Annotated in this window: 24 protein-coding genes, 1 tRNA gene and 2 pseudogenes; 12 read left to right on the top strand and 15 right to left on the bottom strand. The window is 71.8% G+C overall.

The window, feature by feature from the left end; genetic code table 11:
- Positions 1–19: 19 nt before the first annotated feature.
- From F5972_RS21640 to rfaE2, 3 genes are read right to left on the bottom strand one after another with little or no spacing between them, the layout of a single operon-like run.
- On the bottom strand, positions 20–1,012 hold the full coding sequence (locus F5972_RS21640) for an SDR family oxidoreductase (protein WP_150935573.1): 993 nt from the start codon (positions 1,010–1,012) through the stop codon (positions 20–22).
- Between the two features lie 10 nt (positions 1,013–1,022).
- Positions 1,023–1,271 (bottom strand): hypothetical protein, encoded by a 249-nt coding sequence (locus tag F5972_RS21635; protein ID WP_150935394.1) that lies wholly within the window; start codon positions 1,269–1,271, stop codon positions 1,023–1,025.
- A gap of 10 nt (positions 1,272–1,281) precedes the next feature.
- On the bottom strand, positions 1,282–2,727 hold the full coding sequence (gene rfaE2 / locus F5972_RS21630) for a D-glycero-beta-D-manno-heptose 1-phosphate adenylyltransferase (RefSeq protein ID WP_150935393.1): 1,446 nt from the start codon (positions 2,725–2,727) through the stop codon (positions 1,282–1,284).
- Positions 2,728–2,931: 204 nt separating this feature from the next.
- Between rfaE2 and F5972_RS21625 the strand changes: the two genes are divergently transcribed.
- Entirely contained in the window at positions 2,932–3,981 is a 1,050-nt protein-coding gene (locus tag F5972_RS21625; protein ID WP_150935392.1) for a glycosyltransferase family 9 protein, read from the top strand.
- The gene (locus F5972_RS21620) at positions 3,978–5,096 is read left to right on the top strand and encodes a DNA topoisomerase IB (protein ID WP_150935391.1); all 1,119 of its coding nucleotides are present in this window, start codon (positions 3,978–3,980) and stop codon (positions 5,094–5,096) included. The genes F5972_RS21625 and F5972_RS21620 overlap by 4 nt, the downstream gene beginning before the upstream one ends.
- Positions 5,097–5,202: 106 nt before the next feature.
- Here F5972_RS21620 and F5972_RS21615 read toward each other — a convergent pair whose 3' ends face one another.
- Together F5972_RS21615 and F5972_RS21610 are read right to left on the bottom strand one after the other, a co-directional pair.
- Positions 5,203–6,117, bottom strand: a complete 915-nt coding sequence (locus tag F5972_RS21615) for a glycosyltransferase family 9 protein (RefSeq protein WP_150935390.1) — start codon at positions 6,115–6,117, stop codon at positions 5,203–5,205.
- Between the two features lie 27 nt (positions 6,118–6,144).
- Positions 6,145–7,368 (bottom strand): glycosyltransferase, encoded by a 1,224-nt coding sequence (locus F5972_RS21610; protein WP_225311713.1) that lies wholly within the window; start codon positions 7,366–7,368, stop codon positions 6,145–6,147.
- Positions 7,369–7,850: 482 nt separating this feature from the next.
- Between F5972_RS21610 and F5972_RS21605 the strand changes: the two genes are divergently transcribed.
- Positions 7,851–8,096: a BON domain-containing protein gene (locus tag F5972_RS21605; RefSeq protein WP_150935389.1), complete on the top strand. Its 246-nt coding sequence runs from the start codon at positions 7,851–7,853 to the stop codon at positions 8,094–8,096.
- Positions 8,093–8,821, top strand: coding sequence for a metallophosphoesterase family protein (locus F5972_RS21600; RefSeq protein ID WP_225311712.1), 729 nt, complete (start codon positions 8,093–8,095; stop codon positions 8,819–8,821). Before F5972_RS21605 ends, F5972_RS21600 begins: the two co-directional genes overlap by 4 nt.
- A 136-nt stretch (positions 8,822–8,957) precedes the next feature.
- On the opposite strand, the gene F5972_RS37405 is transcribed toward F5972_RS21600, so the two are convergent.
- A complete protein-coding gene (locus F5972_RS37405; protein ID WP_165900798.1) occupies positions 8,958–9,107 on the bottom strand; it encodes a GPGG-motif small membrane protein in 150 nt (49 codons plus the stop codon).
- Between the two features lie 120 nt (positions 9,108–9,227).
- Here F5972_RS37405 and F5972_RS21595 point away from each other — a divergent pair.
- Positions 9,228–9,455: pseudogene (locus tag F5972_RS21595) on the top strand (LLM class flavin-dependent oxidoreductase); the annotation flags it as partial.
- A 437-nt stretch (positions 9,456–9,892) separates the two neighbouring features.
- Here the strand turns inward: F5972_RS21595 and F5972_RS21590 are convergent.
- Positions 9,893–10,384, bottom strand: coding sequence for a DUF6328 family protein (locus tag F5972_RS21590; RefSeq protein ID WP_150935388.1), 492 nt, complete (start codon positions 10,382–10,384; stop codon positions 9,893–9,895).
- 79 nt (positions 10,385–10,463) lie between these two features.
- Positions 10,464–10,964, bottom strand: coding sequence for a DUF1360 domain-containing protein (locus F5972_RS21585; RefSeq protein WP_150935387.1), 501 nt, complete (start codon positions 10,962–10,964; stop codon positions 10,464–10,466).
- A 55-nt stretch (positions 10,965–11,019) separates the two neighbouring features.
- Between F5972_RS21585 and F5972_RS21580 the strand changes: the two genes are divergently transcribed.
- Positions 11,020–11,616, top strand: coding sequence for a nucleotidyltransferase (locus F5972_RS21580; RefSeq protein ID WP_150935386.1), 597 nt, complete (start codon positions 11,020–11,022; stop codon positions 11,614–11,616).
- A 128-nt stretch (positions 11,617–11,744) separates the two neighbouring features.
- Here the strand turns inward: F5972_RS21580 and F5972_RS21575 are convergent, their stop codons facing one another.
- Entirely contained in the window at positions 11,745–12,107 is a 363-nt protein-coding gene (locus F5972_RS21575) for a PRC-barrel domain-containing protein (protein WP_150935385.1), read from the bottom strand.
- A gap of 136 nt (positions 12,108–12,243) precedes the next feature.
- Here F5972_RS21575 and F5972_RS21570 point away from each other — a divergent pair.
- Positions 12,244–12,320 (top strand) — tRNA-Lys (locus F5972_RS21570).
- A 128-nt stretch (positions 12,321–12,448) separates the two neighbouring features.
- On the opposite strand, the gene F5972_RS21565 is transcribed toward F5972_RS21570, so the two are convergent.
- Positions 12,449–14,803 (bottom strand): M48 family metalloprotease, encoded by a 2,355-nt coding sequence (locus tag F5972_RS21565; protein WP_191910253.1) that lies wholly within the window; start codon positions 14,801–14,803, stop codon positions 12,449–12,451.
- A 232-nt stretch (positions 14,804–15,035) separates the two neighbouring features.
- Between F5972_RS21565 and F5972_RS21560 the strand changes: the two genes are divergently transcribed.
- From F5972_RS21560 to F5972_RS21545, 4 genes are read left to right on the top strand one after another with little or no spacing between them, the layout of a single operon-like run.
- On the top strand, positions 15,036–15,710 hold the full coding sequence (locus F5972_RS21560; protein ID WP_191910252.1) for a Crp/Fnr family transcriptional regulator: 675 nt from the start codon (positions 15,036–15,038) through the stop codon (positions 15,708–15,710).
- A gap of 40 nt (positions 15,711–15,750) precedes the next feature.
- Positions 15,751–16,308, top strand: a complete 558-nt coding sequence (locus tag F5972_RS21555) for a hypothetical protein (protein ID WP_150935382.1) — start codon at positions 15,751–15,753, stop codon at positions 16,306–16,308.
- Positions 16,305–19,232 carry a CHAT domain-containing protein gene (locus F5972_RS21550; RefSeq protein ID WP_150935381.1) on the top strand — a complete coding sequence of 976 codons (2,928 nt, stop codon included), beginning with the start codon at positions 16,305–16,307 and terminating at the stop codon, positions 19,230–19,232. The genes F5972_RS21555 and F5972_RS21550 overlap by 4 nt, the downstream gene beginning before the upstream one ends.
- Positions 19,233–19,252: 20 nt before the next feature.
- Positions 19,253–20,722 (top strand): hypothetical protein, encoded by a 1,470-nt coding sequence (locus F5972_RS21545; protein WP_150935380.1) that lies wholly within the window; start codon positions 19,253–19,255, stop codon positions 20,720–20,722.
- A gap of 109 nt (positions 20,723–20,831) precedes the next feature.
- On the opposite strand, the gene F5972_RS21540 is transcribed toward F5972_RS21545, so the two are convergent.
- From F5972_RS21540 to F5972_RS21530, 3 genes are all read right to left on the bottom strand, one after another.
- Positions 20,832–22,001, bottom strand: coding sequence for an SGNH/GDSL hydrolase family protein (locus F5972_RS21540; protein WP_150935379.1), 1,170 nt, complete (start codon positions 21,999–22,001; stop codon positions 20,832–20,834).
- 56 nt (positions 22,002–22,057) lie between these two features.
- Entirely contained in the window at positions 22,058–22,612 is a 555-nt protein-coding gene (locus tag F5972_RS21535; protein WP_150935378.1) for a hypothetical protein, read from the bottom strand.
- A 129-nt stretch (positions 22,613–22,741) separates the two neighbouring features.
- Positions 22,742–23,344 (bottom strand): tellurium resistance protein, encoded by a 603-nt coding sequence (locus tag F5972_RS21530; RefSeq protein ID WP_150935377.1) that lies wholly within the window; start codon positions 23,342–23,344, stop codon positions 22,742–22,744.
- A 153-nt stretch (positions 23,345–23,497) separates the two neighbouring features.
- Between F5972_RS21530 and F5972_RS21525 the strand changes: the two are divergent.
- Positions 23,498–24,748: pseudogene (locus tag F5972_RS21525) on the top strand (RNA-guided endonuclease InsQ/TnpB family protein).
- Here F5972_RS21525 and F5972_RS21520 read toward each other — a convergent pair.
- Positions 24,735–25,784 carry a DUF475 domain-containing protein gene (locus tag F5972_RS21520; RefSeq protein WP_150935375.1) on the bottom strand — a complete coding sequence of 350 codons (1,050 nt, stop codon included), beginning with the start codon at positions 25,782–25,784 and terminating at the stop codon, positions 24,735–24,737. The pseudogene F5972_RS21525 and the gene F5972_RS21520 overlap by 14 nt on opposite strands.
- A complete protein-coding gene (locus F5972_RS21515; protein WP_150935374.1) occupies positions 25,781–26,341 on the bottom strand; it encodes a TerD family protein in 561 nt (186 codons plus the stop codon). The genes F5972_RS21520 and F5972_RS21515 overlap by 4 nt, the downstream gene beginning before the upstream one ends.
- Between the last annotated feature and the right edge of the window lies 1 nt (position 26,342).

Here is a 26,342-nt window from a genome sequence, read left to right as displayed (position 1 = left end):
ATATATCAGTGCTTTCCCGTCAGCGGCGGCTCAGGCCGACACCGGCGACGGCGGCGGCCCCGAGGGCGGCGGCGGCGACCAGGCGGCGGTGCTGCGACAGCCACACCTGCACGCTCCGGCTGTGCGAACGCCGGTCGAAACCGCCGTGCGCGCCGTAGTCCTTGTCCTCGTCGGCGGGCTCCCACAGGTTGGAGATGCCGGTCGGCGCCTTGTCGGAGGTGAGCTGCGACTTGACGCCGGTCCTGGCGAGGTAGCGGTCGAGCAGGGCGGGCACCGCCCGCTGCCCCATGATCGTGGCCGCGGTCATCCCGCCGACCCAGTACTCCTTCCGCTCCGGGTGCTCGGCGGCGTGGACGATCGCCCGCGCCGCCACCTCCGGCTGGTAGATCGGCGGCACCGGCTGGGCATGGCGCCGCATGCGGTTCAGCCCCCAGTCGAACTGCGGGGTGTTCAGCGCCGGCAGCTGCACCATCGTGATCTTCACGCCGGAGTCCTCGGCGAGCAGCTCCGTCCGCACCGACTCGGTGAAGCCGCTGATGGCGTGCTTGGCCCCGCAGTACGCCGACTGCAGCGGGATCGACCGGTAGGCGAGGGCCGAGCCCGCCTGCACGATCGCGCCCTTGTCCCGCGGCTTCATCAGCTCCAGGGCCACCCGGGTGCCCCAGACGTAGCCGAGATAGGTCACCTTGGTCTCGCGTTCGTACTCCTCCGGGGTGATCTGGAGGAACGGCGCGAAGACCGTCGTGAACGCGATGTTGATCCAGACGTCGATCGGACCGAGCTCGGCCTCGGCCTGCTGGGCGGCCGCGCGGACCTGGTCGTAGTCGGAGACGTCGGCCGCGAAGACCTTCCCGGTCCCGCCCTCGGCTCCGACGTCGACGGCGGCGCCCGCCAGGCCCGCCTCCCCGCGCGCGATGAGGGCCACCTTCGCGCCCTCGGCTCCGAGCTCCCTGACCACGGCGCGGCCCACCCCGCCGCTCGCCCCGGTCACCACCACGACCTTGTCCCGCAGGCTCACCTCGTCATCCTCTCGATTGCGGCCCGCCGCCGAGATTCCTCTGCTTGCGCACGGCGAAGAGCATGGCGGCCCCGATGGCCGCCATGATCGCCAGGACGACCCCCGTCAGCCACCACAGGCGGCCGACGAAGGAGAGCACCAGTACGGCGAAGCAGAAGACCAGAGCGAACGACCCGATGCGGACGTAGATCACGTCCATCGGGGTCGCCTCGACCATGGGCTTTCCGGTCGGCGAACGTTGTTCTTCGGTCATGAACGGCCCCCTACCCTCGAATCCGGTTCACTATCGCGGTCGTCGACCTGTCCGGGACGTACCCGAGCACCCGCACCTCGCCGCCGAGCTCCCTGACCAGGTCGGCCTCGGGCAGCAGGTCGGGGTGGTAGTCGCCGCCCTTGACGTACACGTCGGGCCGGACCATCCGCAGCAGCTCGACCGGGCTGTCCTCGTCGAAGACGGTGATGTAGTCGACGCAGGCCATCGCGGCGAGCACCGCGACCCGGTCCTCGCAGCGGTTGATCGGCCGTCCCGGCCCCTTCAGCCGGGCCACCCCGGCGTCGCCGTTGACCGCCACGACCAGCACGTCGCCCAGCCGGGCGGCCTCCTCCAGGCAGGCCACGTGGCCGCGGTGCAGCACGTCGAAGCAGCCGTTGGTGAACACGACGCGCCGCCCCTCGGCGCGCTCGCGCTCCAGGCAGGCGGCCAGCCGCCCGGGCGGCAGCGCGACGTCGGGCCGCAGCGCCTGCGCCAGGTCCTCACGGGTGCACACGGCCGTGCCCGGACGGCGCACCACCACGCTCGCGGCCGCCTGCGCGATGTCCGCGGCCCGTTCCGGGCCGGCCCCGGCCGCGAGGCCCAGGGAGAACGCGGCGGTGAACGTGTCGCCCGCGCCGATGCTCATCGTGTCGGGCGCGGGGCTCGCGAACGTGCGGTGCGGCTCGCGGCCGCGCCGGTGCAGGAGCGTCCCCTGGCCGTCCAGAGTGGTGACCACCAGTTCCGCGCCGGTGGCCTCGACGATCTCCTCCGACCGCGCGGACAGGAAGGCGACCCGGTCGTCGTCACCGCCCTCGCCGAGCAGCCGTACGATCTCGGCGTAGTTGGGCAGCACGGCCTTCGGGCGGCACTCCCGCCAGGCCGCGACGTCGTGGGCGTCCACCACGAGGACCGGCGCCCCCCGGGAGCCGTCGCTCTGCCCGACGCTGAGATCGCACAGCAGCCGCCGTACGGCCGGGGTGCAGACGCCGCCGCCGTAGTCGCAGGCGACGATGACGTCCGCGTGCGCAGCCAGCCGGGCGATCTGGTCGAGGAGCTCGCGCTCGGCCGCCTCGGGCAGCGGCGCGTCGTCCTCCTCGTCGTACCGGGCCACGATCTGGCCGTCGGTCAGCACGCGGCGCTTGACGGGCGTGCGCAGGCTCCGCACGATGACCAGGCCCTCGATGTCGAGCCGTCCCAGGGTCGCGTTGAGCGTCGCTCCCGCGGGGTCGGCTCCGGTGACGCCGACCATGTGGACCCGTGCGCCGAGGGCGGCGAGGTTCACGGCCGTGTTGGCGGCGCCGCCCGGCTGGTCCTCGATCCGCTCGATGGTCACGACCGGGACCGGGGCCTCCTGGGCCATCCGCTTGGTGCGCCCCCGCAGCCACGAGTCGAGCATCACGTCCCCGACGACGACGGCTGTGACTTCACCGAAGCGGCCCAGCGTCTCTTCCGTCATACCAGGGCGGCTACCCCGGCGGACGCAGGGAAAACAACAGTCACGTCAGGCCCGGCCGGCCGGTTTGGCAGGCCGGCACGGGGGTAACCGGGAGCAGACCGGTCCACACGAGCGCCCCGCCGGTGGTCAGCCGGCGGGCCGGACGGAACGGGGGTGCCCGATGGACGAGGAGAGGACGCGGGGAACCAGAGGCGGTCCGTGCCCATGAGCGCGTTGCTCGTCGAAGGCGTCGAGCGGATCGCCGTGCTGCGGGCCAACGCGCTCGGCGACCTGCTGCTGGCCCTGCCCGCGATCGGGGCGCTGCGCCGGGCGTACCCCGCGGCGAAGATCACCCTGCTGGGGCGCGAGTGGCACGCGAAGTTCCTCCGGGGCCGCCCCGGACCGGTGGACGAGGTCGTGCCCCTGCCGCCCATCTCCGGCGTCTCCTCCCCGGCGGACGGGACCGCCGCCCCCGAGGAGCTGTACGAGGACCTGCGCGAGCGCAGGTTCGACCTGGCCGTCCAGATGCACGGCGGCGGACGCAACTCCAACCCGTTCATCCGCCGCCTCGGCGCGCGGCTGACGGCCGGGCTGCGCACCCCCGACGCCGAACCGCTCGACCGCTGGGTGCCGTACGTCCACTACCAGCACGAGACGCTGCGCTATCTGGAGGTCGCGGGCCTGCTCGGCGCGGCGACCAGCGAGATCGAGCCGAGGGTCGAGGTCGTCAGGGAGGACTGGGCCGAGCTCAACCGCACGCTGGGAAAGGTGCCGCGGGGCCTCGTGGCGATCCATCCCGGCGCGCGCGACCGGCGCAGGCGCTGGCCCCCGGAGCGGTTCGCGGAGGTCGCCGACCGGCTCGGGCGGCCCGTGGTGGTGACAGGCGTCGAGGAGGAGCGCGAGCTCGTCGAGAAGGTCGTCGCCCAGATGCAGGCGCCGGCGAGAGCCGTGATCGGGGAGCTGTCCCTCGGCGGGCTCACCGCGTTGTACGCCGCCTGCGACCTGCTCGTCTCCAACGACACCGGGCCACGGCACCTGGCCGCGGCGACCGGCACGCCCACGGTCGGCGTCTACTGGTGCGGCAACATGATCAACTGGGGTCCGCTGAGCAGGGGTCATCACCGGCCGCTCATCTCCTGGACGTCGCGCTGCCCCGTCTGCGGCGCGGGCGCGACCAAGGACGGCATGCGGGAGTGCGGCCACCGGGACGTCTCCTGGGTCGCCGACGTCGGCGTCGACGACGTGCTCGAACAGGCCTGGGACCTGCTGCGATGAGCACGGCCGCGGCCGAGGTGCTCCAGGCGCCGCCCGTCGAGCTGCGGCCCAGCGACCCGGCCGAGCCGGGCATCAGGCGCCGCCGCCGGGGGCGCGGGTTCAGCTACACCTGGGCCTCCGGCCGGCCCGTGCGCGACCGCGCCGCGCTGCTCCGGATCAGGGCCCTCGCGATACCGCCGGCCTGGACCGACGTCTGGATCTGCGCCCGTCCGGACGGCCACCTGCAGGCGGTGGGGACCGACTCCGCCGGCCGGCGGCAGTACCGCTACCACGACGAGTGGCGCAGGCAGCAGGACGAGGCCAAGTTCGACCACGTGCTGGAGATCGCCGAGCGGCTCCCCGAGTTCCGGGAACGGGTCGCGCGGGACCTGCGCGGCGAGGGGCTGGGCCGCGAACGGGTGCTGGCCACGGCCGCCCGGATGCTCGACATCGGCTTCTTCCGGGTCGGCGGCGAGGAGTACACCGACTCCTACGGCCTGGCCACGCTCAAGACCTCGCACGTGAAGTGCGGAGACGGCAGGGTCGTGTGCCGCTATCTCGCCAAGGGCCGCAAGGAGCGGGAGCAGGTGCTCGACGACGCCGAGGTCTGCGGGGTCCTGACCGCGCTGTCGAAGGGACACCGCGGCGAACTGCTGCGCTACCGCGCCGACGAGACGGCCGGCGAGACGGGCGAGGGAGCCTGGGTCGACGTGCGCAGCGCCGACATCAACGCCTATCTCAAGGACGCCTTCGGCACCGACGTGTCGGCCAAGGACTTCCGCACCTGGCACGCCACCGTGCTCGCGGCCGTGGGGCTCGCCGTCTCCCGGCCGGTGCGCAGCGGCGCCGGCCGCAAGCGCGCGGTGTCCAGGGTCATGAAGGAGGTGTCGGAGTATCTCGGCAACACCCCGTCGGTGTGCCGCGCCTCCTACGTGGACCCGCGTCTCGTCGCGCTGTACGAGAAGGGCCGGACCATCCCGCTCGAACGGCTGGCCGAGGACGCCGAAGGCGGGCTCGCCACCCACGGACCGGTCGAGCAGGCCGTCATCGAGCTCCTGCGCAAGGCGCCGTCCCGGCGATCGGGACGGCAGCGGTCGACGCGGCGCCGGCGCCGTACGGGCCGCCGGGCCGCCTGATCGCCTGGCACTTCGCGGAGCCGCCTCGACAGGGCCGCCTCCACCGTTCCGTCTGGGGACGCCTCGCACGTCGTCGGGCGAGGCGGCACGTCGAGCGGGGCGGCGGTCAGCGGACCCCCGCCCCGAGGGCCCGTACGGCGGCGTCGATCACCTGGGTGGCCGAGATCGCGCCGGCGTCGCCGGACTCGTGCAGCACCGGGTGCCGGGGGCCGTCCGGAGGCGACACCAGCACCGAGGGCGTCCGGTAGGCCGCGGCGAGCCGCGTCAGCGCGACGTCGCCACTGACCACCAGCCGGGCCCCGGCGACCAGCGCGCACAGCTGCCGCAGCGACGTGCGGCCCGCCAGCACGATCTGCGGCGGCAGCACCGCCCGGGTCGCCACGAGCAGCGCCATCGGCCGCTCGCGCAGGCTCCCCGTGATCACGACGGGCAGGCCGTCCTCCGACAGCCGCCGCGCCACCGTGGCGAAGCGCTCCGCGGGCCAGCGCAGCGACGTGCCGCCCGCTACCGGATGGATCACGACGGCTCCCGGCGCCGGGCTGGCCGTCAGCGGCGTGGGCAGGGTCGTGTCCTCCGGGTCGGCCGGCACGCCGTACCACCGCAGCAGGCGGCACCAGCGCAGCACCTCGTGCTCGCCCGGTTGCCACCACGGCCCCCTCACCCAGGGCACGTCCCGGTTGGCGTACGCCCACAGGCGGTCGACGCCCCTGCCCTCGTGCCGCAGGTTCAGCAGGACGCGGTGACTGCGCGGGCCCCGGCCGTGCAGGTTCACGGCGAGGTCGGGCAGGAGCGGGGGATGCCCCGAGTCCTCCTCACCCGGCCCGGGCCACGTCAGCGGCGCGAGCCCGCGGGCGGGCAGGATGCGGTCCACGGCGCCGGTGAGCGCCGCCAGCTCGCTCAGCTCCGGCGGGCAGGCGAGGACGACCCGCAGCCCGTGCCGGCGCAGGGCGCGCAGCGCCGGCACCACGCTGAGCAGACCTTCGATCCCGTCCGAGCGCAGCACGAGGGCCGTGGACGTCACCGGCTCACCTCCGGGGGGCGACGCGGCTCACGACGCGCTCCGGTCGAGGTGACGGGCGGGCAGCACCTGGTCGTAGGCGGCCAGCGTCTCGCCGGCGATCCGGCTCCAGTTGTACCTGGCCCGGGCGCGGTCCGCTCCGGCGATGCCGTACGCCGTGCGCCGCACCGGGTCGTCGATCAGCCGGCGCAGCGCCCTGGCCAGCACGGCGGGGCGGCGGGGCGGCACGAGGACGCCGGTCACGTTGTTGACGACGGTCTCCCGCTGCCCGCCGACGGCCGAGGCGACGACCGGGACGCCGCAGGCCATCGCCTCCAGCGCCACCATGCCGAACGGCTCGTACCACGGGACGGACACGACCGCGGTGGCCGAGCGCATCAGCGCGGGAAGCTTCTCCCGCTCGACCCGGCCGAGGAAGCGGACCCGGTCGGAGACCCCCGCCTGGGCGGCGAGCCAGCGCAGCCGGGTGACCTCGGGGTCGCGGTGCAGTTCGGCCGCCGGCGGGCCGCCCGCGACGACCAGTTCGGCGTCCCTGAGGTACTGCAGGGCGAGGATCGTCGTCTCCACGCCCTTGCGCGGCACCAGCCTGCCCACCGACAGCAGGCGCGGGCGGCCCGGCCGCTCCAGCGGCCGCACGTGGGGATTGAAGGCGGTCACGTCCACCCCGCAGGGGACCACCCGCGCGGTCCGGCGCGGCACCCGCAGGCGGATCAGCTCGTCCACCTCGTCGCCGCAGGTCGCGATGACGGCGTCCACGCGCCGCCCGATCTCGGCCTCCGCGTCCACGCGGTCGCGCGGGCTCGTGTCGGCGGGGCCCTGGTGGCGCCGCTTGACGCTCCCGAGCGCGTGGTAGGTGTGCACGACGGGGATCCGCAGCTTCTCCGCCGCCGCGAGCGCGGCGAGGCCGCTCATCCAGAAGTGGCTGTGCACGACGTCGGGCCGGTCGAACAGCCACCGGTCGTGCAGCCATTTTCCGAAGTGGGGAACCCAGGGAAGGATCTCGTCCTTCGGGAGCTCGGAGGCGGGCCCGGCGGGAACGTGGACGACGTCCACACCGGGGGCGAAGGCGACGGTTTCCGCGAGGTCCTCGCGGTCCCTGCGCGTGTAGACGGTGACCTCGTGGCCGGCTCGGGCGAGTTCGCGGGCGAGCGCGGCGACGTGCACGTTCTGGCCGCCCGCGTCGACCCCGCCGAGCGTGGCGAGTGGGCTGGCATGCTCCGAGACCATGGCGATCTTCACTGGGGGTTCCTCCATGAGCGGCAGTGGCGGGTACCCGGCTCGGGAGTCAGGGAGTCCAGGTGAACGGGCCCGGTGACCGGCGGCGCGTCAGGAAGCGGTCGCGTACGGCGGGCCCTTGCGGGCGAGGGGCGGAGGGCGGGCCCTGGGCCCGTGAGCGGCAGAGCGCACGCTGGATGTGCGGCGCCGGGGGCGGCCGTCAGGAAAGCCGCGGCGTGGGAGCCGTCGGAGAGGCGGGGGAGCCAGGTGCCGACACCGATGTGTTCCGTGCCCGCGGCGGTTCTTTCAGGGCGGGGGGAAGACAGGTCGCACGGTCCCAAGACGGTCCTCCAACATGGCATGCTCACGCCAAGGAGGTACCTGCGTCTTAGGCACCAGGAATATCGACAACCATAACCCCTCGGGGGCCCGCCAAACCAGTGCTTTCGCCGAGGAAGGCCAGTGGGTTTCGCCGGAGGAGGCCAGGGCAGCGCTCATCTAAAAGGCTTAGGGGGTCGGAAATGGAGACGCCGCACTACGTCGCGGCCCGCGTGCAGCGGGCTCTCGCGGAGGACGAACGGACCACCGAGCTGGGCATCCGGGTCGACGTCCGGGGAGAGCAGGTCTACCTGCGCGGGCAGGTGTCCTGCGACGAGCGGCGGCACCAGATCGAGAACGTCGCCCGCGAAGCGGCTCCGGGCCTGCACGTCCACAACGAGATCACTCTGGTGGAGGTGCGGGAGCCGGGAGAGGAGGAACACCTGTGAGGGAGTTGCGCATCGCCGCCGTGGCGGACATCCACCTGGGCGAGGACCTGCGCGGCCACTACCGCAAGAAGATCGAGGGCATCGAGCGCCGGGCCGACGTGCTGCTCGTGGGGGGCGACCTCACCAGGCACGGCACGATCGCCGAGGGCCGGGTCGTCGCGGAGGAGCTGAGCGGCCTGCCGATTCCGGTCGTCGCCGTGCTCGGCAACCACGACTACCACTCCGACCACAACCAGGAGATCGTCGACCTCCTGCGGGACGCGGGCATCACCGTGCTGGACGACGAGGGCGCCGTCGTCCCCGTCGACGGCGTACGGCTGGGCGTCGCCGGCGGCAAGGGCTTCGGCGGCGGCTTCGCCGGGAAGTGCGCCAGCGAGTTCGGGGAGCCGGAGACGAAGGCGTTCGTCCGGCACACCAAGGACATCGCCGAGAGATGGCGGCGGGCGCTGAAGGAACTGGACGCCGACCACAAGATCGTGCTCAGCCACTACTCCCCGGTCAAGGACACGCTGATGGGCGAGCCTCCGGAGATCTATCCGTTCCTCGGCAGCTACATGCTGGCCGAGGCGGCGGACGCGGAGGGCGCCGACCTGTTCATCCACGGGCACGCGCACGCGGGCACGGAGAAGGGCGTCACCCCGGGCGGCATCCGGGTGCGCAACGTGGCCCTGCCGGTCATCAAGCACGCCTACACCGTCTACTGCCTCAACGGCGACGACTGCTGAGCGGCCGCCGCCGAGTCGCCGCCGACAAGTGGACGGCGGGCCCGGCGGACGCCCGCCGGACACGGAACGGCGACCGGTTGCGCAACCGGTCGCCGTTCCGTGCCAGGTCGAAGACGCCAGATCAGGGTGTACGCGGCTAGGGATTGAAGATGCTGACACCCCCGGGGCCGATGAGGAACCCGAGGACGATGAGGACGATCCCCCAGAGGATGTCCCGACGGGCCAGGATGACGTAGATCCCGGCGATGACCAGTACCACGGCGATGATCCAAAGCAGAGTAGCCATGGCCCTCCACTGCCCTCGCGAGGGGGCACGTAACATCATCCAGTCCTGGGCCCGATTGAATTTGCGGCCATAGCGCACATTGTTACGTTTGCTTGACCTGATTCGGGCATGTGGGGATACATGGCCACTTTCGGATATTTTCTGTCGAGTGAGGAGCACGATCCCAAGGAGCTCGTACGGCAGGCGAAAATGGCCGAGGAGGCCGGGTTCGAGGCCCTGTGGATCTCCGACCACTATCACCCCTGGCTGGACGAGCAGGGGGACAGCTCCTTCGTGTGATCCGTCATCGGGGCCGTCTCGCAGGCCACCTCACTGCCGGTGACGACCGCGGTCACCTGCCCGATCACCGGGAGCTGTGGACGGGCGAGTTGGTGACGTACCACGGGGAAGCGGGGCAGGAAAAGCGGATTCGCCGTCAAGGCGGACAGGCGTCCGGTAGCGTGAGCGTGTCAGGTACCGCCGGACGGGCGGGAACGGAACCTGCGGGTTCAAAAGCCTGTGGAGACCAGGTGAAACCACTTCGGTGGCACAGGTCGCTGAAGCGGGAAGCAACAGAAGTGCCGCGCCCGCGGCACAGGCTGAATCTCTGGCATTCCATGCCGGGGAGCGCGTCAAATCTCGGGCTTCGGGCCAAAGTCGGTCGAGCTCGCTGGTCGGCTGGGCGACGGGTACATCCGCACCGCTCGGGCGGGCGACATGATGGGCTGAAGGACGGCCGGTAGGCCGCCCGTACGACGTGGAGCGCGACCGCGGCGGACCGCCGGCCGCGCTCCATCAGCCCGTCTTCAGGCGTCGGTTCTGACGAGGCGCAGCGACAGCAGCGGCTGGACGAACCACAGCCAGGCGCAGAGCAGCGCCACTCCCGTCCCGACCACCGCGGCGGGCCACGCGCTGGTCAGCGCGTCCACGACCAGAGCGGTGGAGCAGGCCATGGCGACGGCCAGGGACAGCGCCCCGGCCACGCCCAGCCGGTTGGCGCGGCGCAGCAGCAGTTCCTTGAGCCCCGACCGGAACAGGATGCGGTGCTGGGTCGCCGGAGCGATCGTGCAGATCGATGCGAAGGCCGCGCTGATGACGGCGATGTAGAACAACCAGTTCCCGGTCGTGTCGATCTTGTTGAAACCGGAGGAGAACGGCAGCGTCAGCAGGAACGCGAACAGCACCTGCACGCCCGTCGCGGCGACCCGGAGACCCTGCAGCAGCTCGCCGAGCTCGCGGTCGACCCGCTCCTTCGGGCTTTCATCGGCGTTCTCCAGCGGTTCGAGCACTTCGCTCATCAGAATCCTCCGGGGGAACCCCTGCCTTCAGGCGGGGGAGGATTGGATGGAGTCCCCACCCTTCAAGGATGGGAGGATGTCAGTCGGCGGCTTTCATGAGCCGGACGTAGGCGAACTGGAGCCAGTCGGAGATCGCCACGGCCGCCATGGTCGCGCCCGCGAGCCGGGTCAGCCGGGGAAAGAACACCGTGCCCGCGGCGTAGCCGGTCGCCACCCACTGGGACAGGCAGAACGGACAGGTCAGCAGCTCGCCCACGGCGTGCTGCAGCCCGTGACCGCGGACCTTCTCGCTCAGCTCGGCCGGGCCGGAGACGCCCTCGTAGCGGGTGAAGGGGGCGCGTATCGGGCTGGTCACCGGGTCCTTGGCCAGTGTCCGTGAGAGCCGGTGCGTGAACAGCCCCATAAGCGCGAGGTCCATCGGGCTGATCTTTTCGGGCGGCTTCCGGCCGGTCAGCCTGGCCGTGGCCAGCAACGCGGAAACGGCCCCGCCGTACACCGCGAGAACCCGTGTGTACGAGGAGAGCGGACGGTTCTCCCCGCCCTCGTAGGCGCGCTTGATCTCCTGCAGGGTCTCGGTCATGAGCGCGCCCTACCCCCGATTGTTTGCGGCGAACATTGCTGGGCAAGCGACGTGAGTGGGTAGTCACAGTCACGAAGTCACCGACGCGATTCTCGAAACGCTCAAGCGCGCCGGCTCCGGGCTCAAGGAGGCCGGGGTGCGTTTCGCCCTGGCCGGGGGCTGCGCCGGATACGCGAGGGGCGCCGCGCCATCGCTGCACGACGTCGACTTCGCTCTGCTGGAGGAAGACGTCCCGCTCGCGCTGAAGACCCTGGAGAGCCTGGGTTTCCGGACCGCGAGACCACCGGAGGACTGGCTGGTCAAGGCGTTCGACGAGGAGGGTGTGCTCGTCGATCTGATCTTCTCGCTCGCCGAACGGCCCGTCACCGAGGCCATGCTGGCCCGGGCCGAGCCGATCAACGTCGCCGCGCTGAGCCTTCCCGTCCTCGAAGCCACCGACCTGGTGATCTCCTGGATCATGCCGCTGTCCGAGCACGCCTGCGACTACGGCTCGCTGCTGCCGATGGTCCGGGCGATGCGCGAACAGGTGGACTGGGACAGGGTCGCGTCGGTCGTGGCCCCGTCGCCGTACGCCTCGACGTTTGTCACATTGCTGGAAAAACTGCGCATCGTCGCTCCTACTAATCCGACATCCGACACCACCTGGCCATGAAGTCGGCCGTACCGGTCTGACGTGCGGGTCCGCCCGGCCGGGCGGAGGGGCCGGGCGCACACCTGGTGAGGGGCCACGCCGTCGCGGCGCGGCCCCTCATTCCGTCACGCGGTCACTCGGTCATGCCGTCACAGGGTCTCGCTGTGGGGGAAGCGCCCGTAGTAGTCGGCCAGGCGGTCCCGGTACTCGGGCTGCATCACCGCCGCCTCGTCGTACTCCGGTGCGTTCTTGATCTCCTGCTTGGTCCTGCTGACGAAGACCTTGCGATCCTCGCGGTCGATGCTCTTCACCACGCTCGCGGGGAGCATGACCTTCTTCCCGAAGATCCAGGGGCCCGTGTCGACGACGATGTAGCTTTGGCCGGCCTCGTAGGTGGCCTCGTCCACGGACCCGATCTTCCCGTCCACGGCCTGGACGTCGTACCCGACGATGTCCATCTGCCCTCCGGTGCCGTAAACGGTGTCGGGATACGACCAGAGATCCGGTGTCATGGGTAAGTCTCCCTTCGTCGTCACTCACCTATCCCGGAGCGCGGAATGGGAATACCCCGACGACGTAAGAGCAGGACAGGGCCCCGCCGCGCCGTGGCGCGGGACGCCTCCGGATGCCGCTACTCTTGTGGTGCGGGCGCCGCTAGCTCAGTTGGTTAGAGCAGCTGACTCTTAATCAGCGGGTCCGGGGTTCGAGTCCCTGGCGGCGCACCACCACCGCGGTTCACCAGCACGGTTCACCACCGCGTTCGACGTGTTCGGATCAGCGCGTCCCGGCTCCGGCCGGGGCGCGCTGATCCGTTTCGCGCCCGCTGTCCCGTACAGCCCGACGACCCCGCGCGTCAGGGCGCGGTGGAGACGTCGAGGACGGCGGTGAGCTCCAGCGCGGTGAAGGAGCCCAGGTCCGCCGCGGAGCCGTCGAGCTTGCGCGCCCACAGCGCGTCCATGACCGCCTGGCCACCGCTGAGGTCGATGGTCCCGTTGATCTCCATGGTCATCGTCTCGCCCGCCGCGTCCCGCTCGACGGGCAGCCAGAAGGTCACCGTGTCGCCGGTCCGCAGCCAGGCGCCCTCCGCCGGCCGCAGGCCGGGACGCCTCGCCAGGTCGGAGAAGGCGAGCCGTCCGTCCCGCTCGGCCCGCCAGACGCCCGCGCCGAGCCACCCCGCCGCGACGCTCCGCCACTCCGGGTCGTCGCCGTGCTGTTCGAGTTTCCGGTACGCCTGGACGCGCAGGTCGACGGGAAGCTCCTGGCCCGCCCACGGCCGGTCGTCGACGAGGCCGGTCCGTTCCGCCGTCGCCTGCGGCGCGGTGGCGGTCACCACGGCTGCCCCCACGGCAGTCGTGGTGGCGGTGGGAAGCGGACCGGCCGGTCCGGAGCCGATCTCCTTCGGCGGGCCGGCCCCGAGACCTCCCGTGGCGAGCAGGCCGGGGACGAGGGCCGAGACCAGGTAGGGCGCGAAGCGCTGCCGGGACGCGCGGACCGGCGTCCAGACGCGCAGCCAGAGCGGGGCGATCAGGGGCCAGGCGACGAGGAGGGCGGTGACCTCGGTGAGCTGGGTCCGGGCCGACGACAACTGCTCGGGCAGCCATCCGATCACCGTCCGCGCCGACTCGCCGAAGGAGAACCCGGTGAGGTTCAGGGCGACCAGCTCGAAGACCACGATCGCGGCGATGCGTACCACGACCGCCAGGGGCCAGAGAGCGGCCAGGGCCGCCGTGCCGCCGGGCCACAGGCGCGCGGCCCACAGACGGAGCCGCAGCGGAGGATGGCTCAGCAGCGCGAGGGCACGCCGGACGGCGTGCGCCCGCGGGCGGGCGGGGCCGAGGGCGCGGGCCAGCGCGGCTGGCCCGACGGCGCTCATCGCGTAACGGTCCGCGCTGAGCTCGGCGGCCCAGAGGCCCGCCACGGGCAGGATCAGGGTGATCGGGAGCGCGGCGACGACCTTCAGGACGGCCGTGAGCAGCGACGACCCTCCGACGCCGCCCGCGACGAGATACACCGCCGACACCGGCGTGAGCACGGCGAGGGCCACGCCCCACATCCTGACGACCCAGGCGAACGGACCGGCGAGACCGACGATCAGGTGGTCTCCCTGGCGCAGGTGGGCGACCTCGTGGAGCAGCACGGCCTGGGCCGCCTCCCGGTCCCGGCTCCACAGGCTCACCAGCGGGGGGTAGACCGCGACGCGGGCCTCCCGCCAGCCGACCGGATAGACCCGGGCCAGCCGGTCGTGCCGTTCGCCGAGGCGGATGCCGGCGGCGGGGGCGTGGCTCCGGACGAAGGCCGTCATCGCCTCGATCGCCGGGTCGTCGCTGGGCCGCAGCCGGTGCCGGCGTTCGGCCCATCGCCCGCGCGCCCCGGGAAACAGCACTCCGGCGATCCCGGTCAGCAGGAGGAGGGTGGGGAGGAACTCCAGGGCTCCGGTCGCGGTGAGGAGTGCCATCGCCCCGCGCTGGACGTTGGTCAGCAGGGAGCCGACGAGCACCGTCATGCCGTCGGCGTCCTGCCGGAGGCCGTCCAGCGCCCCGGGCACGCCCGGGGCGAGGACCCCGAGGAAGTAGAACCAGAGCCACGGCGGCAGCAGCCAGTCGGAGGCGCCGCCGCCACTTCGGGCGAGCGCCCGCGTGGTCGCGGGCCCGGCCGGAGGCCCCGCGGGAGGGCTGCCGGAAAGCGCCCGGAGGAACGCCTCGATCTCGGCGGGCTCGCGGTCCTGCTGGAAGACCAGCTTGAGGGTGTCGTAGGTGAGTGACTCCGCGCGGTCGCCGGCGACGCCCTGCGCCAGCAGCCGGTTCCGGAGCCCGGCGATGGCCTGGTCGAGCACGGGAGCGGGGTCGGATACGGAAGTGGGGCCGGGTGCGGAAGCGGGACCGGGCTGGGGAACTCGCGGAGGGACGCCGAAGCCGGCGGCCGGCCGCCCTGAACGGAGAGCCAGGAGCATGAGCAGATTGACCAGCGGATGGGAGGCCAGCAGGCCGAGCAGGTCGCCGGAGACGACGCGGAGCGCGTCGAGGATGATCGGCAGTTCCCCGGCGCCGCCGCCGCCGAAGCCCCCGGGTTCGGCGGCGGAAGCGCGCAGGAGGTCGCGGCGCCGTCGGCCACCGGCCACATAGGCCTCGCCCACACGTCCGGCCGAGGCGGCCTCGGCGGGAACGAGATGTTCGGCGAGGCGTTTGGACCAGAATGCGACCGTGTCCACGGGTCCTCCACGGGATCGAGGCGACGCGGACAGATCGTGACATTGTTTCTTGGGAACGATCCAGCCTTTTCGCGGAATTTGCGCTATAAATCGAAAAACTCTGATCCCGTGGTGAATCCAGGGAGCGTAAATGGCCGCATCGACGCCAGAACCTCCACACGGCCCCCGGCGGGTGGGGTCATGGCCTCCCAATACCTTTCTCGGCTCTCTCGATCCGGCGACGCGGGACGAGATGCTCTCGGCCGGCGATCCGCTCCAGGTGGCCAGCGGAGAGACGATCGTCATGGAGGGGGACAGGAGGACCAGGCACGTCTTCCTCATCATCCAGGGCTACGTGAAGGTCGTCAGCAACAGCGCTGACGGCAAGGTGGCCCTGCTCGCGATCCGCGCGGGGGGAGACCTCGTCGGGGAACTCGCCGCGCTCGACGGCAGCCCCCGGGTGGCGTCCGTGGTGACGGTCGGCCCCTGTTTCGTGCGCAGGATCGGGCAGCGCGATTTCCTCGATTTCCTCGTCCGGCATCCCGGCGCGGCACTCGCGGTCAACGCCACCGTGGCGGGAAAACTGCGCCACTCCACCTGGCAGCGCATCGAGTTCGGGACCTCCCCCGTGCCCGTCCGCGCGGTGCGGATGCTGCTCCACCTCGCCACCCGGTACGGCGAGGCGACGCGCGAGGGCGTACTGATCGCGTCCCTGACGCAGCAGGAGCTGGCCGCCATGATCGGCTCCCGGGAGAACAGCGTGCACAAGATCCTGCGGGAGCTCAAGGCCCGCAAGGTGATCGAGACGCGGTACGGGAGGATCCTGATCAGAGACAGGCAGGCTCTGTGCGATGCGGCGGGAATCAGCGAAATCCCGTCTGAATACGGAGTTTGGCCGCCGCCGGGACCCCACAGTGAGGAGGACTGACGAGGACGGCTGTGTGGCCGGCTGTGGGGGCGGAGGACGAATGGACGGATCGGACCCGGTGCGGCGGCTGTGCGCGGTGGTGGAGGCCGAAGGCCCGGTGGACCATCCGTACTCCCTGGTCGCCGAGGTCGTCGAGAGCGCGAGCGCCGCGGCCGGGGTCGACCAGATCACTCTGCAGGTCCTGTCGTCGGGTCTCCTCCTCGTGCTGAGCTCGGGGGTCAACGAGGCGCGCGTGGTCTCCGACCTGAGCCGGGAGATGCGCAACGCGCTGTGGCGGCGGAACCGGCGGCTGACCGGCGCGCACCGCCTGCGCTGCCGGATCGCCTTCCACCAGGGGCTGGTCCGGCTGACCGACGAGGGGTTCGACGGACAGGCGGTGCGGGTCGCCCGCGACCTATGCGGCAGCGACGACCTGCGTACGGCCCTGCTGGAAAGCGCCGAGCACGATCTGGCGTTGATCCTCAGCGCCCGGCTCCTCGACGAACTGGCCTATCCGGAGTCGGCCGGCCTGCACCGGGAGCAGTTCCGCAGGGTCACCGCGACCACGCAGGGCAGGCACGTCCCGGCGTACGTCTACGCGTACGGCGAGGCGACGTGAGCGGGGACGGAGCGGTGCTCACCGGCGAGCCCGCCGCGGTCCTGCTCGCCGAGCCCGTGTACCGGACGGACGGGCGGCTCGCCGAGTGGCGAGAGGTGCCGCCGCGACCGCGGGACTCCTTCCTGCACCGGCTGTTCGCCCACGGCGAGCTGTGGCTGCGTCCCGGCGGCGCGGCCGAGGCGCGCCTGGCGTCGGAGGAGCCGCTGACTGGCTCCTGGCGGGCGGACGGGCCCTTCCCGCTGGTGTCGGCCTCGTGGCCGGACGGAACGGGGACCCTGGACGGATACCTCTCCGAGGACGCCGGCGGCTGGTGGTTCGACGCCGTCTACACGGGCCACGGCCGGGTGGGAAGTGCCGTCGTCGCCCGCGTGAGACAGCGCTTCACGCCCAGGGGACACCGCCGCGTGCCGAGGCCCGGCGCCGTGGCGGCTCCCGACGTCGCGCCCGCTCCGGCTCCCGATGGCGCGTCCGGTCCGGCTTTCGGTGTCGCGTCCGCTCAGGCTGTCAATGGCGCGTCCGGTCCGGCTTTCGGTGTCGCGTCCGCTCCGGCCCGCGAGCCACGCCCCGGGACGGTGGAGCCGGTCACGCCCCCGCGGCTCGCCTCCGTGGAGGACCTCCGTACGCTGCTCGACGCCGCGTCGCTCCGGGGCCGGTGGCGGGTCGTCGCGGGTCCGGCGTACGGCACGACCGTGACCGTCTCCTCCGCGAGCGCGTTCGCGGAGCACGGGGGAGGGTTCCTCCGGCTGGCTCGCGGCCCGGACGTCGCCGTCGGCCTGGCCCCGGCCGCTCCGGGCGCCGGATGGGAGCTCGTGGTCCTCGCGAGAGAGGACGCGCCCCCATTGACACTCTTCGGGGCGGGAGACGGGGCGGCGCTGCGCCGTCTCGGCATCGAGTTGCTGGCCGCCGGGAGGTTCGGTCAGGCCGCGCCGATCCTCGACCGCGCGGCCGAGCTCCACGCGGGCGGCGAGGCGTCCACGAGCACCGGCCGCGTGATCGACCTGCTCGGGCTGTGCGACGCGCGGATCCGCTGCGCGTTCGCCGGATCCCGCTTCGCCGTCCTGCCCGAGGCGCTGGTCGCCGCGGCGGACGTGCGGCGTCAGGTCACGCTCGGGCCCGGGGCCTTCACGCCCTGGCTCGACACGCTCCGTTTCCTCCGCGAGACGGTCGAACCGCTGCGTGAGTCGTCGCGCCGGATCGCGGATCTGGCGGGCGCGGGCCCGTCACCCTCCGGCCTCGCCGCCGCCGCGGCCGAATGCGCGGTGGCGGCCGAGACCGTGTACGGCGTGCTGCGCTCGACGGGATCGCCGTCGGACGACCCGGAGACGATCGAGTCGTCGGCGGAGTGCGTGGACCGCGCCCTGGCCGCCGGTCAGGACGCGCTGCGGGAGACGGCGGACAGGCTGGCCGCCCAGGGGGCGCCCGAGCCCGGGTCGGCGGGCGAACTGGTGCTGCTCTCCGCACGCGGCGGCGCCGACGTGCTCGCCCTCATGCGTGACCGACTCGCCCGGTCCGCCCCCGCGGCCGCGGCGCGGTTCGTCAGGGACCAGGCCCGCGAGGCGGCCGGCCTCACCGCCGGCTACGTCGAGATATGGCGTGCCCTGCTCGACTCCCACTGGGACAAGATCATCTCAACCGATCAGGCCCTGCCGTTCTACGAGCGGATGGTGACGCTGCTGCTCGATCTCGACGCCTCCGAGGACGCCCTGGTGGCCTCCGAGATGGCCCGGGCCCGCGCCTTCGCCGACACGCTGCGCGCGAACCGGGCCACACCGGGCGAGCCGGCACGGGGGCTGGGCGGCGCCCCGCCGGTGAGCCGGGAGGGGCTGCGGAGCATCCTCACCCGTCACGACGCCGTCGTCGTCGAGTATTTCCTCGCGGGCGACCTGCTCACCGTCTGGGTCTGGCCGCGCGGCGGCCCGCTCACGCGGGTCACCCGCCGCGTCGACCGGGCCGGGCTGAAGGAGACGGTGAAGGAGTTCGGCCGGCTCGCGCGGATGTCGCGGCACGACGCGGCGTCGCGTGCGGCGATGGCCGCCGCGCTGCGCCGGCTCGGCGAGGTTCTGTGGGACGTCGTCCCGGCCGGTCTGTTGCCCGCCGATCCGGACGAACCGGTCACGGTCGTTCCGCACCTCGAGTTGTTCCACGTGCCGTTCGCCGCGCTCCGCGACGCGTCCGGGACGTACCTCGTCCAGCGCCACGCGATCCGGGTGCTGCCCGCGCTGGCCATGATCCCCGATCTGACCGCGCCGCGCCCGGGACGGCCCGCGAACGCCCCTCCCGAACTGGTCGCGCTGGTCAATCCGCGCCCGCTCCCCGAGGGGTCGCAACTCGACTGGACGCAGGAACGTTTCGGCGAGATCACCGGCGTGTACGGCGAACCCGTCCGGCTGTACACGGGGGAGAAGGCCACCGCCGCGACCCTGCACGAGGTCGCGGGCACCGGGACGGTCCTGTACTTCGGCACCCACGGCCGCGCGGTCACCGAGGACCACAGCGACCCGATGATGTCGTACCTCGTGCTGGCGCCCTCCGCCGGTCACGACGGGTACCTGCGCGCCCTGGAGGTGCCCGGGCTCGGCCTCGCGGCCGACCTGGTGATCCTCGCGGCCTGCGAGACCGGTGGCGGAACGACGACCGCGGACGGCGTCATCGGACTGAGCCGCGCGTTCCTCACCTCCGGGCCCACCGGGCTGATCACGACCCTCTATCCGGTCGGCGAGCAGGCCGGCCATTACCTGATGACCGACTTCCACGAGTCCTGGCTGCTCGACGGGCTGGAGCCGGTGAGTGCTCTCCGGCACGCGCAGGCCCGGGCCGCCTCGGCTCAGCGGGTCACCGCGCAGGAGCCGCACCTGTGGGCGGCGTTCACGTTCTTCGGCTTGGGCTCCGTCACGCGCGCCGCGGGCGAGGCTCCCACGGCGTAGGCAAGAGAGGCGACACCGAGATGACCGACCAGACAGCCGCCCTCCCCGGTTCGCACGGGCAGGCCGGCGACGCTCCGTCCGACGCGCTGTCCGAGGCGCCTGCCGACGCTCCGGACGGCTTCCCCTCCGATGAACTGCTCGCCCGCTCCGACCTGTACGGGGCGGAGCACCTGCTCGGCCACGGGACACAGCGCCCGCGCGAGTCCGGGGTGGACATCGCCCGGCCCTTCGTCTACCGGGTGCCGGACGAGTGGCTCTCCCCGGTGCTGCGCGACCGCGCCGAGACCATGGGCGTACGGCACTACGAGGCGTTGTTCGCGTTCGACCTGGAGGAGCTGCCCCCCGACCGCCATTACACGGGAGTGCGGTTCGAGGTGCGCCTCGTCGACGACGACGCGGTCGCGTTGCGTCTCGCGGTGAGCGAGACGGTGCCGGAGGATGTCGTGGGCCCATGGCCGGGCACCGGGGCGCCGGCCGTATCGACGGCCGCGCCGCCGGGCGCGTCGAGGAGCGTGGAAGGGCGGTACCGGCGGCTGCTCAACCGGCTGCGCGACGTGCCGGGCGACCCGGTGCCGCGCGTCTTCGGCGAGCGGCGCCCGTCGTTCGGGTTCACCCTCTCGGCCGAGCCCGGGCGTCCGCTGACCCGCCGGTCGTACGGCCTGCGCGTGCTGCTCGAACTGCCCGGCGACGTTCCGGACCTCGCGGGCAGCCTCGTCGTCGGCACCACGATCACACGGGTCCGCCGTACGCGCTCGGATCTCCTGGACGCCGCACTGGCGACGGCCGAGACCTTCGGCGAGCCGCTTCCCGCGCCGGAGAGGCCGCAGGCGGGGGCGAATGAGGGGACGCGGCAGAGGACCGGCGGGGCCGCCACCTCCGTCGCCACCACCTCCGTCGCCACTGTGCGGCTGTGCGTGGCGACGGACATCGAGAAGTACAGCAGGTTCACCGACGACGAGGCCGCTCTGCGGGCGCAGGAGCGGCTGGTGACCGTGCTGGCGGCGGCCCGGCGCCGAGCGGGCATCGACGAGTCGCGCGTCGACCTGCAGGAGCAGGGCGACGGTCAGTTCGCGGTGCTGCCGGCGGACATCGAGGAGAGGCGGGTCATCCCCGACCTCGTGCGGGCGCTGCGACTGGAGTTGCACGACGTGAACGCCGAGCTGAACAGGGACGCGATGCTCCGGCTCCGGGTCGCCATGTGCCGGGGCACCGTCCGGCGCGGCGCGAACGGCTACGTCGGCCGCACGGTCATCGCGGTCCACCGCGTGCTCGACGCGCCGTCCGTACGCGCCGCGCTCGCGAACGAGGAGACCGCGACGATGGTCGTCGCCGTCTCGGACTCCGTCTTCATGGAGGTCGTCGCCCAGGGGAGCGGCGACCTGGACCCCGACGACTTCCAGCAGGTCAGTGCGAAACTGCCGGAGAAGGGCTTCGAGGAGACCGCGTGGATCCTGGTGCCGCCTCCCGTTCGCAAAGCCAGGGACTCCTGACGCGCTCCCCGGCCGGTGAAGGCCGGGGACACCTGAGCACCCCGGGTGACCGGGGCGCTCAGGTCCCCTTCATCCGTGTCCCTCGCCCGGCCGCGCCGCGGACCGATGGTCACGGGCACCGGTTGGCGACGCAGAGCGGGAGACCACCTGGAGGCGTGCCCATGCCGCCGTCGCCCTGGTCGGGGTCGGCCGGCATGGGTGGGTTCACCGTGGGCCCGCCCGCCCCGTTGTTGAACCACGCTCTGACTCCGCCCTGGTCGTCGACGACCAGGTAGTCGTCGCGGCCGTCGCCGTTGAGGTCGGCGAAGCGCACCTGCTCGCGCGGGGCGGCGCCGGTGGCGATCTCGCCGGCCCAGTTCCAGCCGTCGGGGGTGGGAGTGCCCGGCGGGGGGTCGGTCGGAGGCGGCGCGGGTTCGGCCGGCGCGGGGACGCACTCCCCGGAGTCCCCGGGAAGCGGAGGCGTGATCGTGCCGTCGGCCATGGCGGTCTTGATCACCCGGTGGTAGGCGTCGGCCATCTTGCGGTAGCCGTTGTTGTTGGGGTGGAGCGAGTCGTTCATGTCGGCCGCGGTCAGACCGAGATCGCCGTTGCCGACCAGCCGGACCCGTTTGCCCTCGTTGCGGAAGTCGCTGACGATGGCCGGGATCCGGGAGTTGTACGACGCGATCCGCGCGTTGGTCGTGCCGTTCGTCGAAGGCACGAGGCTGGAGACCACTACGGTCGTCAACGGATCGGCGGTGACGATGTCGCCGATCAGTTTGGAGAGCCGGGCGGGTGCCGTAGCGACGTCGACGTCGTTGTTCAGGTCGTTGGTCCCGATGTGCAGGACGACGACGTTGGGCCGGAAGCGGCGGATCGTGCAGGTCACCAGGTTGTCGATCTGGTTGATCTGCCAGCGGGGATGACCCTCGTGATCGGTGTCGGGGATGTTGCCCTGCCCGGAGTCCACGGAACCGACGAAGTCCAGCGTGCTCGTGTCGTCCTGCAGTTCGCTCCACAGGCGGCCGCGATAGCCGACGCCTCCGGGAGACCCGCCGACGCCGTGGGTGATCGAGTCGCCCAGCGGCAGTACCCGCAGCGCGGTCGTCCGGGGTGCCCAGCCGAGCTCGATCGCCCGGTTCATCAGGTTGTTCTGGACTTCGGGGCCACGTGCGGCCAGCGCGCCCCGCAGCGTCCTGAAGAAGTTCACGGATCCGCCCCACCAGCCGCTGACCTTGTCCGCGATGGCCCCGAAGCCGTTGCCGATCTTCTGGAAGACGGCGGTCCAGTTGTTGCTCACGGAGAACGGGCCGAGCCACTGTTCCCAGATGACGGCGGTGACGGCCTCACACGCGATCAGCGCGAAGAGCCTGCCCCAGGCGTTCCAGTCGGCCGTTCCCCGGCTCTGACCAGGAAGACCGCGCCCATGATGCTCTTGGTCACGATGATCTGCAGGGCCGCGCACAGGCCCTTGGCGACGGGCGCGAGTGGTGTGGGGAGGATGGTGATCAGGCACGAGGCCCGGAGAATGAGGCCCCCGGCGTAGACGCCGACCCACAGGAGCGTCTCCTCCCACCAGCTCAGGTCACTGCTCCGCACGTCCGACTCGATCGTGACCGACACGCCGGTGCTCGTCACGGTGAAGAAGCCGTCGAAATCGCGCGGTTCCAACTCCTCGGAGCCCGGCATCTCCGCCTTGCTCCGTGCGATCTCCTCCTGGATCGAGTCGCTGAGCAGGTCGTTGCGGTTGTTGAACTCGGACGCCCATTCGGTCATCTCGGCCCGGTCGAAGCCCTCGGGCAGCTGGAAGTCCAGCGTGATCCGCGTCGTCGCGGCCTCCGCCCCCGGCACGAAGCCGAGCTGGGTGAGCATCGTCAGCGCGACGACTATGGTGATCAACCTGCGAACCACGGGTCCTCCGTGCGATCGGCGACGCGGCAGGTTGATCGAATACCACCTGTGTGATCATCGGATGACTCCGCTGTGAACTGCCGGAGGACGCTTCCTCGCTTCGCCCGCCGGGCACAGGTCAGAGACTCCCTAGCGGTACGTCTTGCGCCCCGCCCGGTAGGTGAGGCCCCACTGGTAGGCCGCGTCCATGCCCCGGTGCCCCCGGCTGAAGTAGCGCATCTCGCGGCGGATGCCGAGCTCCTCGCCCACCCTGTGCAGCATGAAGACCGCGCACACCCGGGCCCGCGGGTTGGCGTCGTCCAGCGCGACCTCGATGGGCGGGCCGCTGACCGGGAACACGGTGGTGACCGCCCCGGCCGCGGCCCAGTTGGGCACCCCGTCGAAGATGTGCGCGAAGACGAGGATCCGGCGGATCAGATGCACCTGCGCAATGTCGACGATCATGTTCTCGCCGCCGCTGCCGCCCCATCGCTCGTCCCGATCCAGCATGATCACCGGATCGGCGCCGTCCTTCGGCACCCGGAACTTGTCACCGAGCGCCTGGACGCAGCCCCGGCTGCCGTCGGCCAGTTCCCACAGGCAGCACAGGTCCAGGTCGACGGGGAACGTCTCCGACGATCTCCAGTCGAGGTTGATCCGCATCTGGCCGCCTCCGCGCGGGATCGACATCCTCGGCGCTTCCTTGGTGAGGACCACCCTGTAGTCGTCCGGCCCTCTGTAGTCGTCCGGCACCGTCTTCACCTCTCATCAAAGCCTCCGAGGAAATCCGCGCTTTTAGGCGGGGGAGGAATCGGACTGCCTGCGGGAGCAGGGCGGGGTAGGCGTTTCGCCGGAAGGCGAACCGCTGTGCGAAGTCACGCGATCGTCAGCTGATCGGGTGGCATGATGTGCGGCGTGGCGCAGACGGTGAAGCGGGCTTACAAGTACCGCTTCTATCCCACTCCCGAGCAGGCGTCTGAGCTTGCCCGGACGTTCGGGTGTGTGCGCCTGGTGTACAACAAGGCGCTTGAAGTACGCACCCGCGCCTACACCCTTGAAGGCCGCCGAGTCTCTTATGCGGAGTCCTCGGCCGCGCTGACGGCGTGGAAGCGCACCGAAGAGCTGGCGTTCCTGGCCGAGGTGTCCTCCGTACCGTTGCAGCAGGTGCTGCGGCGCCTGCAGGCGGCGTTCGCGAACTTCTTCGCCAAGCGGGCCAAGTACCCCACCTTCAAGTCGCGGAAGAAGTCGCGGGCGTCGGCCGAATACACCCGCTCGGCGTTCCGCTACCGCGACGGGCAGCTCACGCTGGCGAAGATGGACGCTCCGCTGGACATCGTGTGGTCGCGTCCGCTCCCGGAGGGGGCGGAGCCGTCCACGGTGACGGTGAGCAAGGACGCGGCCGGGCGATGGTTCGTGTCCCTTCTGGTGGAGGAGACGATCCGCCCCCTCGATCCTTGTGGGAAGACGGTCGGTGTGGATGCGGGGATCACCGCCCTGGTCACCCTGTCGACCGGTGAGAAGATCCCCAACCCCCGGTATGAGCGGGTCGACCGGCGCGCGCTGGCCAGGGCTCAGCGTGCGCTCGCCCGCAAAGCCAAGGGCAGCGCGAACCGGGCCAAGGCCAGGGTGAAGGTCGCCCGCCTGTACGTGCGGATCGCCGACCGGCGCCGGGACCACCTGCACAAGCTGACCACCTCGCTCGTCCGTGAGAACCAAACGGTCGTGATCGAGGACCTGACCGTCCGCGCCATGGTCAAGAACCACTGCCTCGCCCGCGCCATCTCCGGCGCCTCCTGGCGGGAGCTGCGCTCGATGCTGGAGTACAAAGCCCGGTGGTACGGGCGGGAACTCGTGGTGATCGACCGCTGGTTTCCCAGCTCGAAGCTGTGCTCGGCCTGCGGGACCCTGCAAGACGTGATGCCGTTGCACGTCCGGACCTGGGAGTGCGCCTGCGGCGCGGTCCACGACCGGGACGTCAACGCCGCCAGGAACATCCTCGCCGCCGGGCTGGCGGAGAGGTGAAACGCCTGTGGAGCTGGTGTAAGACCTCAACGAGAGCCCTCTCAGACGAGGCGACCGGCAGTGAAACAGGAAGACCAACCTGTGAGGGTTGGAATCCCCTCCCTTCAGGGAGGGGAGGATGTCAACTGTGCGTGACGTTCCTCAGGACGGCGTTCTCGCGCCGGTTGCGCAGGGCCGAGGACGCCATCGCCGTACCGATGAAGGCGAGCCCGACCAGGCCGGTGACGATCTCCGGCACGGAACGGCCGAGGCCGATCAGCATGATCGCGGCCAGCGCCCCGATCGCCCAGTGGGCGCCGTGCTCCAGGTAGACGTACTCGTCCAGCGTGCCCCGGCGGACCAGGAAGATCGTGAGGGAGCGGATGTACATCGCGCCGATCCCCAGGCCGAGGGCGATGACCAGGAGGTCGTCGCTGATCGCGAAGGCGCCCACGACCCCGTCGAAGGAGAACGAGGCGTCCAGCACCTCCAGGTAGAGGAAGAGGGACAGGCCGGCCCGGCCCGCGGCGGCGGCCGGGCCCGGCCGCCGCCGCGGGTCCTCCTCCCGCTGTTCCGCCTCGAACAGCTTCCCCAGGCTGTTGACCAGCAGGTACGTGACGATTCCCAGAGCTCCGGCGGCGAGCGCCGGCCCGGGTTCCGGGGCGAGGTAGGTGGTGGTCGCGACCAGCACGACCAGGGCGACCACGACGGACAGCTGGTCGAGCTTGCCGATCTTCGCGAGCGGCCGCTCCAGCCAGGCCAGCCACGCGAACTCGCGCTCCTCGAAGATGAAGTCCAGGAAGATCATGAGGAGGAACACGCCGCCGAACGCCGCGATGAGCGGGTGCGCCTCGTGCAGGCGCCTGCCGTACTGGGCGGCGTCGTTCAGCGCCAGCCCGATCGCCTCGCCCGGGCTCATCCGGGCGGTGATCCCGACGACCAGCAGCGGGAACGCGAGGCGCATCCCGAACACCGCGATCACGATGCCGGCCGTGAGGAACATCCGCTGCCAGAGCGGGCTCATCCGTTCGATCACCCGCGCGTTCACCACCGCGTTGTCGAACGACAGCGAGATCTCCAGGATCGCCAGGACGGCCACCAGCACGAACGCCTTCGGCCCGCCGAGCACGAGCGCGACCAGCAGGCCGGACGCCGTCACGCCGAACGGCCAGCGGAAGATGTGGAGGATCACGAGGCCACGTCCACACCGAAGACGGTCGCGATGGCGCGAAGCCCACCGCTGTAGCCCTCGCCGATCGCCCGGAAGCGCCACCCCGTGCTGTGCAGGAAGAGCTCACCGAAGACCACGGCGGGGTACGCCGACGCCTCCTCGGTGAGGTCGTAGCGGATCAGCTCGGCGGAGGTCGTCTCGTCGACCACCCGGATGTACGCGTCGCGCACCTGGCCGAAGGTCTGGCCACGGACCTCGCCCTCGTAGACCGACACGGCGAAGACGATCCGCGCGCAGCGGCCGGGGACCTCCGCGAGGTCGACCCGGATGACCTCGCAGTCTCCGCCGCTCGATCCGGTCCGGTCGTCGCCGGTGTGCTCGACCGAGCCGTCCGGGCTCGTCAGGTTGTGGTAGAAGACGAAGTGCTTGTCGCTCAGCACCCGGCCGACTCCGCTCACCAGCAGCGCCGAGGCGTCGAGGTCGGCGTCCTCGCCCGCGGCCTTCCAGCCGAGACCGACGAGGATCCTGGTCAGGTCGCGGATCGGGGCGTCGGCGCCCTTCGAGAGGTTCACACTCATC

The organism is Microbispora cellulosiformans, assembly GCF_008728085.1.
GTDB classification, from domain to species: Bacteria; Actinomycetota; Actinomycetes; order Streptosporangiales; family Streptosporangiaceae; genus Microbispora; species Microbispora amethystogenes.
Note: the sequence above shows the minus strand (reverse complement) of the source record. Positions and strands in the feature narration are given on the sequence as shown.

Bases quoted from the DNA above. Each gene is read 5' to 3' on its own strand.
- F5972_RS21560 (WP_191910252.1), top strand. From the start codon at position 15,036: ATGCTCTCGGCCGGCGATCCGCTCCAGGTGGCCAGCGGAGAGACGATC.
- rfaE2 (WP_150935393.1), bottom strand. From the start codon at position 2,727: ATGACGGAAGAGACGCTGGGCCGCTTCGGTGAAGTCACAGCCGTCGTC.
- F5972_RS21635 (WP_150935394.1), bottom strand. From the start codon at position 1,271: ATGACCGAAGAACAACGTTCGCCGACCGGAAAGCCCATGGTCGAGGCG.
- F5972_RS37405 (WP_165900798.1), bottom strand. From the start codon at position 9,107: ATGGCTACTCTGCTTTGGATCATCGCCGTGGTACTGGTCATCGCCGGG.
- F5972_RS21545 (WP_150935380.1), top strand. From the start codon at position 19,253: ATGACCGACCAGACAGCCGCCCTCCCCGGTTCGCACGGGCAGGCCGGC.
- F5972_RS21590 (WP_150935388.1), bottom strand. From the start codon at position 10,384: ATGAGCGAAGTGCTCGAACCGCTGGAGAACGCCGATGAAAGCCCGAAG.
- F5972_RS21515 (WP_150935374.1), bottom strand. From the start codon at position 26,341: ATGAGTGTGAACCTCTCGAAGGGCGCCGACGCCCCGATCCGCGACCTG.
- F5972_RS21575 (WP_150935385.1), bottom strand. From the start codon at position 12,107: ATGACACCGGATCTCTGGTCGTATCCCGACACCGTTTACGGCACCGGA.
- F5972_RS21610 (WP_225311713.1), bottom strand. From the start codon at position 7,368: ATGGAGGAACCCCCAGTGAAGATCGCCATGGTCTCGGAGCATGCCAGC.
- F5972_RS21620 (WP_150935391.1), top strand. From the start codon at position 3,978: ATGAGCACGGCCGCGGCCGAGGTGCTCCAGGCGCCGCCCGTCGAGCTG.
- F5972_RS21555 (WP_150935382.1), top strand. From the start codon at position 15,751: ATGGACGGATCGGACCCGGTGCGGCGGCTGTGCGCGGTGGTGGAGGCC.
- F5972_RS21605 (WP_150935389.1), top strand. From the start codon at position 7,851: ATGGAGACGCCGCACTACGTCGCGGCCCGCGTGCAGCGGGCTCTCGCG.
- F5972_RS21625 (WP_150935392.1), top strand. From the start codon at position 2,932: ATGAGCGCGTTGCTCGTCGAAGGCGTCGAGCGGATCGCCGTGCTGCGG.
- F5972_RS21585 (WP_150935387.1), bottom strand. From the start codon at position 10,964: ATGACCGAGACCCTGCAGGAGATCAAGCGCGCCTACGAGGGCGGGGAG.